The organism is Stenotrophomonas sp. 82F1, from assembly GCF_056861525.1.
Map to the genome: position 1 here is coordinate 78448 of NZ_JBSPUD010000008.1, position 12167 is coordinate 90614.

The following is a 12167-nucleotide window of genomic DNA, read 5'->3' on the forward strand; positions in this document are numbered from 1 at the left end:
CCGCATGGATGCGGCGACCGAGCTTACAGGGACGTACTTGCAGCATCCCCCGCAATCTCACCCCTCCCCGCCAAACCCTCAAACCCGCCGGTGCTGTTGCTGTTGCTCCAGCGGGTGCAGGGCCGCAGGCCCTGCAATGCAGAAAACCTTACTTCCCCCGCAGGCGGCTGTGCTTGAAGCCGTAGAAGAAGTAGATCACGAAGCCTACGAACGTCCACACGCCCATCAGCATCCAGTTGTGCAGCGTCATCGCCGACAGCAGCGCCAGGCAGCTCAGCACGCCCAGGCCGCAGATCAACCACGCGCCCCGGATGCGGAACGGACGCGGCAGGTCCGGCTGGGTGCGGCGCAGGATCAGTACACCGGCACAGACCGCGGCGAAGGCGATCAGCGTGCCCATCGAGGTCAGTTCACCAAGAATGTCCAGCGGGAACAGCGCCGCCAGCAGGGCGATGCCGATGCCGGTGATGACCGTATTGATATGCGGCGTGCGGTACTTCGGGTGGATCTTGGTGAACACCGGCGGCAGCAAGCCGTCGCGCCCCATGATCATGAAGATGCGCGGCTGGCCGATGATCATCACCAGCACCACCGACGACAGGCCGATCAGCGCACCGATCTCCACCACCACCCGCAACCAGCCCAGCTGCGGATGCGCGGCCACGGCGGTCACCACTGGCTCATCGGTGCCCAGCAGCTGGTAGGGTACCAGGCCGGTCATGACCGCAGCCATCGCGATGTACAGCACCGTGCAGATCACCAGCGACAGCATCATGCCGATCGGCATGTCGCGCTGCGGTTTGTGTGATTCCTGCGCGGCCACCGATACCGCTTCGAAGCCGATATAGGCGAAGAACACCATCGCCGCGCCGCGCAGCACGCCTTCCATGCCGTACTTGCCGGGCCCTTCGTTGGCCGGGATGAACGGGGTCCAGTTGCTGGTGTCCACGTATTTCCAGCCGACCACGATCACCAGCACGATCAGGCCGGTCTTGAGGATGACCATGGCCATGTTCATCGCCGACGACTTGCTGATGCCGACGTAGCACAGCCAGGTCAGCAGCAGCACCAGGATTGCGGCGGGGATGTTGGCGATGGCGCCGGTGGGGCGCAGCTGCGCGTCCAACGGGGCACTGACCAGCGCAGCCGGTAGATGGATGTCGAAATGGCTGAGCAGGCTGAGGAAATAGCCGGTCCAGCTGACCGCCACGGCCGAGGCGGAGACGCCGTACTCGAGCACCAGCATCCAGCCGATGAACCAGGCCGAGAGCTCGCCGAAGGTGGCGTAGGTATAGGTATAGGCGCTGCCGGAGACCGGCACCATCGCCGCGAACTCGGCATAGGCCAGGGCGCAGAAGGCGCAGCAGATCGCGGCCAGCACGAACGACAGCATGATGGCCGGGCCGGCGTGGTTGGCGGCAGCCTGGCCGGTGATGACGAAGATGCCGCCGCCGATCACCGCACCGATGCCGAGTGCGGTCAGGCCCCAGGGGCCGAGGTGGCGACGCAGGCTCAGGCCATTGGCGTCTTCGTGGGCGGCGTGCGGGTGCTTGGTGGCCCACAGTTGCTTGAACATGTGTGGTGGTCTTGTGCGGTGCGCCCCGTGAACGGGCGCGGGCGGAAATGCTTGCGGATATCGACGGGCCGGCGCAGGAGTCGGCCCGTCGGGAGGATCAGGGCGACTTGGCCAGCTTGCTGTGGCGCATGCCGTAGCCGAAGTAGATCAGCAGGCCCAGCACGGTCCAGCCCACGAACAGGTGCCAGTGCACCACGAAGGCCTGCCAGAACAGGAACAGGCACGACAGCGCGCCCAGCGGGCAGATCACCCACACCAGCGGCACGCGGAACGGGCGGTGCAGCTCCGGGCGGGTGTAGCGCAGGATCAGCACGCCCACGCAGACCGTGGCGAAGGCCAGCAGGGTACCCATCGACACCAGCTCGCCGAGCACGTTCAGCGGCACCAGGCCGGCCAGCGAAGCGGCGATCACGCCGACCACGATCGTGGCCCAGTACGGGGTGCGGAAGCGCTTGTGGACCTTGCCGAACACCTTCGGCAGCAGGCCGTCGCGCGAGATGGTGTAGGCGATGCGGGTCTGGCCCATCATCATCACCAGCACCACCGAGGACAGGCCCGCGATCGCGCCGATTTCCACGGCGGTCTTCAGCCAGGACAGGCTCGGGTAGGCTTCCAGTGCGGTGGCCACCGGCTTGTCGGTGCCCAGCAAGTGGTACGGCAGCATGCCGGTCAGCACCGCGCAGACGATGATGTAGACGATGGTGCAGACCGCCAGCGAGCCGAGCAGGCCGATCGGCATGTTGCGCTGCGGGTCCTTGGTTTCGCCGGCGGCGGTGGAGACCGCATCGAAGCCGATGTAGGCGAAGAACACGATGGTGGCCGCGCGGAACACGCCACTCCAGCCGAACTCGCCGGACACGCCGGTGTTTTCCGGGATGAACGGATGCCAGTTGGCCGGGTCCACGTGGGCCGCGCCGATGCCCACGAACAGGCAGATCACAAACACCTTGATGGCCACAATGATCGCGTTGACGAACGCGGACTGGGTCACGCCCACGTACAGCAGGCCGGTCACCGCCGCCACGATCAGTACCGCCGGCAGATTGAACAGCTTGCCGGAGGCGGCGAACTCGTGCCCGTTCCAGGCGATCGGCGCCGCACTCAGTGCGTCCGGGAACGGCATGTGCAGCGTGGTGGTGATGAAGCTGATCAGGTACGCCGACCAGCCCACCGCGACCGAGGCCGAGGCGAACAGGTACTCCAGCACCAGGCACCAGCCGATGAACCAGGCCATGCCCTCGCCGAGGGTGGCATAGGAGTAGGAGTAGGCGCTGCCGGAGACCGGCATCATCGCGGCGAACTCGGCGTAGCACAGGCCCGCCAGCGCGCAGGCGATCCCGGCGAACACGAACGACAGCATCACCGCCGGACCGGCGTGGTTGGCCGCGGCCTGGCCGGTGAGCACGAAAATACCTGCGCCGATCACCGCACCAATGCCAAGCATGATGAGGTGTTTCGCCGTGAGGGTCCGTTTCAACGTGGCTTCGCCGTCCAGGCTGCCTTCGATGGGTTCGCCGGCATCGACGTGCCCGGCCGGTTCAACCGGCTTGACCCTCAACAGAGCTTTCAGCATGCAGTACTTCCTGATGATCGGATTGGGAGGGCTGCCGGTACATTGCCAGCGGCCCGAATGGTGAAGGCCGCGCAAACGGCCCGCTGTACCTTAGCCAATGCTGAAGGCACCGCACAAGCGCAAACGCAACAATGAACGGCGATAATGGCCGGTATTTTTCCGGGCACCCCGCATTCATGAGCGAAACCACCGAATCCCTTGCCGTGCTTGACGATCGCCTGCGCAGCCTGCTGCATGACTATGCGCGCAAGGAACCCGCCCACGACGCCCTGGCTGCCGAATTCGGCACATTGATCGACGATGTGGAAGATGCGTTCCGCCGCGAGCGGCTGGCAGGCCATTTCACCGCCAGCTGCTGGCTGGTCAGCGCCGATGGCCAGCGCCTGCTGCTGACCCACCATCGCAAGCTGCAGCGCTGGCTGCAGCTGGGCGGCCACGCCGACGGCGACCGCGACCTGGCCCGGGTGGCGCTGAAGGAGGCCGAAGAGGAGTCCGGCCTGGCCGGGCTGGTGCTGGACGATCCGGCGATCTTCGACCTGGACAAGCACTGGATTCCGGAGCGCAAAGACGTGCCGGGGCACTGGCATTACGATGTGCGTTTCGTGATCCGTGCGCTGGGCGGCGAGGATTTCGTGCTCAGCGAAGAGTCGCTGGACCTCGCCTGGCGCCCGGTGGCCGAGGTCGCCGGCGATCCGCAGTCGGACGAATCGATGCAGCGCATGGCGCGCCGGTGGCTGGCACGCTGAAAAAAGCATCCACGCATGGCGTGGATCTACCAGGAGATCGCGCGCCCAGTAGATCCACGCCATGCGTGGATGACGCAATGCCAGTAGAGCCACGCCATGCGTGGATGACGCAATGCCAGTAGAGCCACGCCATGCGTGGATGGCGTGGTACCGGATGCATTCCGCCGGGCATGGCCCGGCGCTACCATCAATACAGAATGCGCGTGCGCAACGTGCCCGGAATCGCCGCCAGCTCGTCACGCACCGCGCTGGCCTGTTCCTCGCTGGCGGTGATGTCGATCACCACGTAACCCACCTTCGGGTCGGTGCGCAGGAACTGGCCGTCGATGTTGACGTTGTGTCGCGAGAAGATCTCGTTGACCTTGGACAGCACGCCCGGCACGTTCTGGTGGATGTGCAGCAGTCGCAGGCTGTCGGCGTGCTCGGGCAGGGTCACTTCCGGGAAGTTGACCGCCGACAGGGTGCTGCCGTTGTCGCTGTAGCGCACCAGCTTGGCGGCTACTTCGATGCCGATGTTGTCCTGCGCTTCCAGCGTGCTGCCGCCCACGTGCGGAGTCAGGATCACGTTGTCGTGGCGGGTCAATGGTGATTCGAAGATATCGCCGTTGCCCTTCGGCTCGACCGGGAACACGTCCAGCGCCGCGCCACCGATGTGGCCGCTGGCAAGCGCAGCATCCAGCGCATCGATGTCGACCACGGTGCCGCGCGCAGCGTTGATCAGGTGCGCGCCACGGCGCATCTTCGCCAGCTCGGCGCTGCCGATCATCCACTGCGTGGACGGTGTCTCCGGCACGTGCAGGGTGACGATGTCCGCACGCGCCAGCAGGTCGTCGAGGCTGACCGCAGCACGGGCATTGCCCAACGACAGCTTGGTTTCCACGTCGTGGAAGATCACCTGCATGCCCAGCGATTCGGCCAGCACGCCCACCTGGGTGCCGATATGCCCGTAGCCGATGATGCCCAGCACCTTGCCGCGCACCTCATGGCTGCCGCTGGCCGACTTCGACCAGCCGCCGCGATGGCATTCGGCGTTCTTCTGCGGGATGCCACGGGTCAACATGATCGCTTCGGCGATCACCAGCTCGGCGACGCTGCGGGTGTTGGAGTAGGGCGCGTTGAATACCGGTATGCCGGCCAGCTCGGCCGCATCCAGGTCGACCTGGTTGGTGCCGATGCAGAAGCAGCCGACCGCAATCAGGCGCTTGGCCTCGGCCAGCACCTCGGCGCTGAGCTGGGTGCGCGAACGGATGCCGACGATGTGCGCCTCGGCGATGCGCGCCTTCAGCTCGTCCTCGGGCAGTGCCTTGGTGTGCGCTTCGATCTGGCTGTAGCCGGCGGCGCTGAACACCTCCACGGCGGTCTGGCTGACCCCCTCCAACAACAGTACGCGGATATCCTGCTTCGGGAACGAGGTCTTCTTCGGCGACATGGGGCGGCACGGCCAGTGGGACAGGGGCTGACCACTATGCCAGATCGCAACGCCCATGTTGCAGTGCGCAATTGGTTGCAACTGCAGCTATTGAAGGCGCTGCGGGGCTGGACGCTGGCCCCCGCCGCTGGCACGCTTGCCCGTTCTTCACGCCCCGCGCTGGACCGTCATGACCGATTCCCGCATCGCCTCGTTGCAGCAGGCCTGTCCCGGCCTGAAGCTGAAGACCGACCCTGCCGACCTGGAGCATTACGGTCGCGACTGGACCCGGCGCTGGACGCCGGCGCCCTTGGTGATCGCGTTGCCGGCCACGGTGGAAGAAGTGCAGGCGGTGATGCGCTGGAGCGCGGCCGAAGGCGTGGCGGTGGTTCCGTCCGGTGGTCGCACCGGCCTGTCCGGTGGCGCGGTAGCGGCCCATAGCGAGCTGGTGCTGAGCCTGGAGCGGATGAACAAGGCGCTGGACTACGACGCCGTCGACCGCACCCTGGTGGTGCAGGCCGGCATGCCGCTGGAGGCGCTGCACAACGCCGCGCTGGAGCACGGCCTGATCTACCCGGTGGATTTCGCCGCGCGCGGTTCCTGTTCGATCGGCGGCAACATCGCCACCAATGCCGGTGGCATCCGGGTGATCCGTTACGGCAATACCCGCGAATGGATCGCCGGACTGAAGGTGGTCACTGCCACGGGCGAGCTGCTCGAGCTCAACAAGGGCCTGATCAAGAACTCGAGCGGCTACGATTTTCGCCAGTTGCTGATCGGCTCGGAGGGCACCCTGGGCGTGATCGTCGAGGCCACGGTGAAACTCACCGACCCGCCGCCGGCCAGCAACGTGATGCTGCTGGCGCTGCCCAGCTTCGACGTGCTGATGCAGGTGTTCGCCGCGTTCCGCGCGCGACTGCAGCTGCAGGCCTTCGAATTCTTCACCGACCGTGCGCTGGAGCATGTGCTGTCACACGGCGCGCAGGCACCGTTCGATGAAGTGCACCCCTATTACGTGGTGACCGAATTCGCTGCGGGCGATGAAGCGCAGGAAGCGGCGGCAATGGCCGCCTTCGAAGACTGCATGGGCAATGGCTGGGTCAGCGACGGGGTGATCAGTGCCAGCGATGCCCAGGCAGCGCAGCTGTGGCGCCTGCGCGAGGGCATCACCGAGGCGCTGGCGCGCTACAAGCCCTACAAGAACGATGTCTCGGTGCGGATCTCGTCGATGCCGGCGTTCCTGGCCGAGACCCAGGCGCTGATCGGCGACGCCTACCCGCATTTCGACGTGGTCTGGTTCGGCCATATCGGTGACGGCAACCTGCACATCAACGTGCTCAAGCCGGATGACACCAGCGATGCCGACTTCGTGACCCAGTGCGAGCACGTGACCAAGCTGCTGGCGCAGGTGCTGGCACGCTTCAATGGCAGCATTTCGGCCGAGCACGGTATCGGCCTGGTCAAGAAGGGCTACCTGGACAGTACCCGTGGCCCGGCCGAGATCGGGCTGATGAAGGCGGTCAAGCGCGCGTTCGATCCCGAAGGGCGGCTGAATCCCGGCAAATTGTTCGACCTTTGACACGGGCAAAGACTTCACCCAGCCGTTACGCTCCACCCACCCAAATCAACGAACTTCCTGACCATGATCCGTCCGTTCCTGCTGATTGCCCTGTTGTCCCTGCCGCTGGCCGGCTTCGCTTCGAGCTTTGCCGGCACCTCGGCCGGGTCGGCGACGGGCGCCTCTTCGGGTTCCTCGGGCAGCAGCTCGGGCGATGACAAGGTGGTGCTGGCCGCACGCGATGATGCGGCGGCCTTTGTCGCCAGCGATGGCCAGATCCGCGGTGCACGCCTGCAGGCGGCGCTGGTGCACCTGCGCGAGCAGGATGCAGGCGCACGGCAGCAGAGCGACCTGCAGCTGGCGCGCGCGCTTCTGGCGCGTTGATCCGGGCGGCATGACCTCCGCGTCATCGCTTTCTGTAGAGCCGAGCCATGCTCGGCTGAATGCCAAGCGCAGACGGGCGATCACAGCAGCCACGCATGGCGTGGCTCTACTGCTGGCCGCTCACGTCGCGCACGCGGCTGATCGCCTGCAGCTCGACCCGGCCGGTCTCGATCCGGCACAGCAGCAGCTCGCCAGCCAGACCCTGGCCGATGTGCAGTCACTGCTGCCGGAAGGCCTCCTGGCTGCATTGCCGGCGCAGGTGCAGGTGCGCTGGAGCGATGACCTGCCGACCGGTGTGCATGGCCGAGCCTTCGCCGGGCGCATTGCGCTGCGTCGCGACCTGTTGGATGAAGACATGCCCGGTGCCCGCCGCGCGCGGCGCAGCGCACTGGTGCATGAACTGGCCCACGTTGCCGACCGTGGCGGCGCGAACTGGTCGCGCAGCGCCCGCTGGCGTGATCTGGCGGGATGGCAGCGCAAGCCATGGCACCTTGGCCGCGGCGACAATGCCTTCCGCGACCGCAGCCCCGATGCCTACGAGCTGACCGACCCGGCCGAGTACCTGGCGGTGAACGCCGAACACTTCGTGCTGGATGCAGAGTTCGCGTGCCGCCGCCCGGCACTGGCGCAGTGGTATCAGGCGCACTTCGGTACGCCGCCATCGTTGCCTGCGCCGCACTGCGCTGGCACCGTTCCACTGCTGCAGGCCGATGCGGAAGAGGGCGCGGCGTCGCTGCTGCAGCTTGACCCGTCGCGTGTGTACGCCGTGGACTATCTGTTCGCCGAAGGCAGTGCGCAGCCGATGAGCCGTTGGGGCCACAGCATGCTGCGGCTGGTGATCTGCCGTCCCGGCCGCGCACCGGGGCCGGACTGCAGGCTGGACCTGGAGCATCACCGGGTGCTGTCCTTCCGCGCCTTCGTCGGCGATGTGCAGATTTCCAACTGGCGCGGCCTGACCGGTGGTTATCCTTCGCGCCTGTTCGTGCTGCCGCTGCAGCAGGTGGTGGACGAGTACACCAAGGTCGAACTGCGCGGACTGGCCTCGCTGCCGCTGCAGCTGGACCGCAGCGAGATCGCCAGCCTGCTCGAGCGTACTGCACAGGTGCACTGGAGCTATGACGGCCGCTATTACTTCGTCAGCAACAACTGCGCGGTGGAGACGGCAAAGCTGCTGCAGGCAGGTGTTCCGCGTCTGGGCGAAGCCGGCCTGGCGCAGCTGAGCCCGCGCGGGTTGCGGCGGCGGTTGGCGCGGCTGCATGCCCTGGACGAGCAGGTGCTGGCCGATTCCGCGCAGGCCCAGGCGCAGGGCTACTACTTTGCGTCTGCGCGCGACCACTACCAGCAGTTGTTTTCGGTTGCCGCCGCGCAGATGGCATTGCCGGCGCGCGATGTGCGCGCATGGCTGGCGCTGCCGGCGCAACAGCGGGCGCCGTGGTCGCTGCGCGGTGATGTGCGCGCCAGTGCCGGCCTGCTGCTGTTGGAACAGGCGGCGCAGCGGCGCGCGGAACTGCGCGCACGCGACGCATTGAAGCGGCGGTTGCTGGCTGACCCGGACAGCAGCGCCACCCGTTCACTGCGCGCGTTGCTGGAACAGAGCGGGCAGTGGTTGCGGCCCGGCCAATTGCTGGCCGACGCCGGCTACGGCCTGCCGCAGGCGGAAGAACAGGCAGAGGTGGCACGCGCAGTGGCCATCGCCAGCGCACAGGCCATACCCGCCTGGCAGGCACTGCGCGTGCAGCTGCGCGCGCAGTTGCCGCCACCGCAGCGACGTGAGCTGGATGACATCGACAACAATCTGGCAACGTTGGGCGCGCGCGTGCGTGAGCAGGCCGCCGAAGTGCCGCCTACTGGCGCGGCAGCTCGATGACGAAACGACTGCCGCCGGCCGTGCCCGGGGTGCAGTAGACCTGGCCGCCGTGTGCATCGGCGATGGCCTTGACCACCGCAAGGCCGAGACCACTGCCACCGCCCAGGCGCGATCGTGAACCGTCGCCGCGCATGAACGGATTGAAGATGTCCGCATGCAGGGCCGGATCGATACCCGGGCCTTCGTCCTCGATCGCCACCTGCACATGGGCCACGGTGTCATGCACGGCGATGCGTACCTTGCCCGGGTTGGCATAGCGGCGCGCGTTCTCCAGCAAGGCCAGCAACGCCTGCCGCAACCGCGTCGGATCGCAATGGGCGGGGTGCTCCTCGCGGCTGGTCTCCAGCTCCAGCACGAAGCCGGCACTGCGGAAAGCGGGATCGACCAGGGTCATCACCGAATGCACTTCGGCCACCACATCGGTGCGGGCGCGGCGCACATCAAGGCGAGCATTGTCGGCCAGGCTCAGCACCCGCAGGTCCTCGATCAGCCGTGACAGGCCCTCGACCTGCGCCAGCAGACTGCGGAATTGCGACTCATCGGGCTGGAACACGCCTTCGGCCAGGCCCTGCAGGCGCCCGCGCAGGATCGTCACCGGCGTGCGCAGTTCGTGGGCGATGGCCGCGTGCCACATCACCCGTTCGCTTTCCATGTGCTGCAGGCGGCGCGCCATCGCGTTGAAGTCGTCGACCAGCGCTGCGACCTCACCGGGGGAGTTGGCCTCGGCCGTGGCGCGCGCGCCGAGATCGCCGCCAGCCAGCGCACGCACGCTGTCCACCAGTGAGTTGAGCGGCGACAGGATGCGGTGCGCCAGGCGGAACGAGGCGGCGATCGCCAGCGCCAGGCCGGTCAGGATCACCCCGACCATCCACGCCAGCTCCGGTCCCGTCGGCAGCCAGCCTTCCGGCTCTTCGGCGCTGGCCGGGAAGAATTCGATCAGCACGGCATACAGCAGCCACGAAGAGAGGATCACCATCACGATGACGCCGACGACCATCAGCGACATCGAGACGATGATGTGCCGGCTGAGCCCGGAGCGCCGCATCAGCGGTCGGCCATCAGTCGGTAGCCGACACCGCGCACGCTGGCCGGAATCTGGGTGAGGCCCACTTCGTCCAGTTTGCGCCGCAGCTTGCTGACATGGCTGTCCACGGTGCGTTCCAGTGCTTCGCTTTCCGGCAGGCATTCGTGCATCAGCTCGCTGCGGCTGAAGATCCGTGACGGCGCCAAAGCCATGCAATGCAGCAGCTTGAACTCGGTCAGGGTCAGCAGCAGCTCGTGGCTGTAGCCGTCGCCTTCCACATGCACCGCGTGGGTGGCGGTGTCGATCAGCAACGGGCCCACGCGCAGGGCAGTGGGCGCATCCGCCCGCGGACTGCGCAGCGTACGCCGCAGTACTGCACGCACGCGTGCTGCCACCTCTGCCGGGTTGAACGGCTTGACCACATAGTCATCGGCACCCATCCGCAGCGCGGTCAGCTTGTCCAGATCCTGGTCCAGCGCGGTCAGCATGATGACCGGCGTTTCGCCGCGCTGGCGCAGCTGGCTCAGCACGCTCCAGCCATCCAGCCGCGGCAGCTGCACGTCCAGCAGTACAAGGTCCGGGCGCATGCTGCGATGCAGGTCCAGGGCAATCTGGCCATCGGCCGCACGCAGGGTGCGCAGGCCCTCGCGTTCAAGGTAGGCGGCAAGGATGTCGGCGATCTCGGCTTCGTCCTCGACGATCAGGACCAGCGCCGCGAGGGCAGGGGAGGCATGCATGGCAAGGCGAGGCCGGAAGGTGCTTGCCCTCCATCGTATCTCCACAGTTCCTCCATCGAAACCCCATCATCGCCACGCACACTGCGCGCTTCATGATTCGTCAGCCGCGCCTGCGGCACTGTGCACAGCAATGAGAACCTTCAGGACTCCGGTCGCGCTGGTCGCGACCTTCGCCTTGGCCATGACGGCCTGCTCCCGCCCCGAACCCAGCGTCGAAGCGGTGCCGCGTGTCAGCGTGGTCACTGTCGGCCCGCAGGTGGTGCAGCGCGATGATGAACTGCCCGGTCGGGTGGCGGCGGTGCGCACCGCGCAGATCCGTGCGCAGGTCGGCGGCATCGTGCAGCGCCGGATGTTCGAGCAGGGTGCGGAGGTGCAGGCCGGGCAGCCGCTGTTCCAGATCCACCCGGCGGCATTCCGCGCCGACGTCGATTCGGCGCTGGCGGCCCTGCAGCGCAGCGAAGCCGCCCTCGGGCGCAGCCGTGTGCAGTCACAGCGGCTGCAGGCACTGGCCGCCGCGCAGGCGGTCAGCCAGCAGCATCGCGATGATGCCAGCGCCGAGCACGAGCAGGCCCGCGCAGCGGTCAACGAGGCACGCGCGATCCTGGCGCGACGCCAGCTCGACCTGCGCTACGCGACGGTCAGTGCACCGATCGATGGCCGCATCGACCAGGCATTGGTGACCGAAGGCGCGCTGGTTGGCGTCGCCGATGCCGAGCCGATGGCCGTGGTACAGCAGATCGATCAGGTCTACGTGGACGTGCGCCAGCCGGCATCGCAGCTGCAGTCCCTGCGGCGTGGTGCGGTGGACGGCGAGCTGCCGGTGACGATCATCGGCGCGGCGGGTTCGCCGCTGCCCGAGCGCGGCCGGCTGTTGTTCTCCGGTGTCAATGTCGATGCGCGCACCGGCGATGTGATCCTGCGCATCCTGGTCGACAACCCTGAGCGGCAGCTGTTGCCGGGCATGTATGTGCGTGCCCGGGTGCCACGCGGTGCGCCGGCCAGCGCGCTGCTGCTGCCGCAGCAGGCGGTGCTGCGCAGCGCCGGTGGCCAGGCCTATGCCTGGGTCATCACCGCCGATGGCAAAGCAGTGATCCGCACACTGGAAGTGGACGGCAGCGTCAACCGGCAATGGCTGGTGCGGCATGGCCTGAAGGCGGGCGAGAAGGTCGTGGTGGAAGGCCAGGAGCGCCTGCAGGAAGGCGTGCTGGTCGACCCGCGCGACTGGCAGGTGCCGGTCGCCAGCGCCAGTGCACCGCCGACATCCGCAAGCCAGGGCTGAGCCCTTCCAGGAACC

Annotated in this window: 10 protein-coding genes; 5 read left to right on the forward strand and 5 right to left on the reverse strand. The window is 67.2% G+C overall.

Features of this window, described 5'->3' with window-relative positions; all coding sequences use genetic code 11:
• Window positions 1-148: 148 nt before the first annotated feature.
• Both AC13GI_RS10670 and AC13GI_RS10675 read right to left on the reverse strand, forming a co-directional pair.
• Window positions 149-1576: an amino acid permease gene (locus AC13GI_RS10670; protein ID WP_099818326.1), complete on the reverse strand. Its 1428-nt coding sequence runs from the start codon at window positions 1574-1576 to the stop codon at window positions 149-151.
• A gap of 97 nt (window positions 1577-1673) precedes the next feature.
• Window positions 1674-3149 (reverse strand): amino acid permease, encoded by a 1476-nt coding sequence (locus AC13GI_RS10675; protein ID WP_180166946.1) that lies wholly within the window; start codon window positions 3147-3149, stop codon window positions 1674-1676.
• Window positions 3150-3325: 176 nt separating this feature from the next.
• On the opposite strand from AC13GI_RS10675, the gene AC13GI_RS10680 reads away from it, so the two are divergent.
• Window positions 3326-3895, forward strand: coding sequence for an NUDIX hydrolase (locus tag AC13GI_RS10680; protein ID WP_482996254.1), 570 nt, complete (start codon window positions 3326-3328; stop codon window positions 3893-3895).
• 187 nt (window positions 3896-4082) lie between these two features.
• Here the strand turns inward: AC13GI_RS10680 and serA are convergent, their stop codons facing one another.
• Window positions 4083-5324 (reverse strand): phosphoglycerate dehydrogenase, encoded by a 1242-nt coding sequence (gene serA / locus AC13GI_RS10685; RefSeq protein WP_482996255.1) that lies wholly within the window; start codon window positions 5322-5324, stop codon window positions 4083-4085.
• Between the two features lie 169 nt (window positions 5325-5493).
• Between serA and AC13GI_RS10690 the strand changes: the two genes are divergently transcribed.
• The 3 genes from AC13GI_RS10690 to AC13GI_RS10700 all read left to right on the forward strand — a co-directional run bounded on the left by AC13GI_RS10690 (window position 5494) and on the right by AC13GI_RS10700 (window position 9112).
• The gene (locus AC13GI_RS10690; protein WP_482996256.1) at window positions 5494-6882 is read left to right on the forward strand and encodes an FAD-binding oxidoreductase; all 1389 of its coding nucleotides are present in this window, start codon (window positions 5494-5496) and stop codon (window positions 6880-6882) included.
• A 63-nt stretch (window positions 6883-6945) separates the two neighbouring features.
• Complete coding sequence (locus AC13GI_RS10695) at window positions 6946-7245, forward strand: DUF2388 domain-containing protein (protein WP_482996257.1); 300 nt, start codon at window positions 6946-6948, stop codon at window positions 7243-7245.
• A gap of 10 nt (window positions 7246-7255) precedes the next feature.
• The gene (locus tag AC13GI_RS10700; RefSeq protein WP_482996258.1) at window positions 7256-9112 is read left to right on the forward strand and encodes a DUF7844 domain-containing protein; all 1857 of its coding nucleotides are present in this window, start codon (window positions 7256-7258) and stop codon (window positions 9110-9112) included.
• On the opposite strand, the gene AC13GI_RS10705 is transcribed toward AC13GI_RS10700, so the two are convergent.
• Both AC13GI_RS10705 and AC13GI_RS10710 read right to left on the reverse strand, forming a co-directional pair.
• Window positions 9090-10157 carry an ATP-binding protein gene (locus tag AC13GI_RS10705; RefSeq protein ID WP_100465229.1) on the reverse strand — a complete coding sequence of 356 codons (1068 nt, stop codon included), beginning with the start codon at window positions 10155-10157 and terminating at the stop codon, window positions 9090-9092. The genes AC13GI_RS10700 and AC13GI_RS10705 overlap by 23 nt on opposite strands.
• Window positions 10157-10873: a response regulator gene (locus tag AC13GI_RS10710; RefSeq protein WP_482996259.1), complete on the reverse strand. Its 717-nt coding sequence runs from the start codon at window positions 10871-10873 to the stop codon at window positions 10157-10159. The genes AC13GI_RS10705 and AC13GI_RS10710 overlap by 1 nt, the downstream gene beginning before the upstream one ends.
• A gap of 130 nt (window positions 10874-11003) precedes the next feature.
• Here AC13GI_RS10710 and AC13GI_RS10715 point away from each other — a divergent pair, with 130 nt between their 5' ends.
• A complete protein-coding gene (locus tag AC13GI_RS10715) occupies window positions 11004-12152 on the forward strand; it encodes an efflux RND transporter periplasmic adaptor subunit (protein ID WP_482996260.1) in 1149 nt (382 codons plus the stop codon).
• Window positions 12153-12167 lie beyond the last annotated feature (15 nt).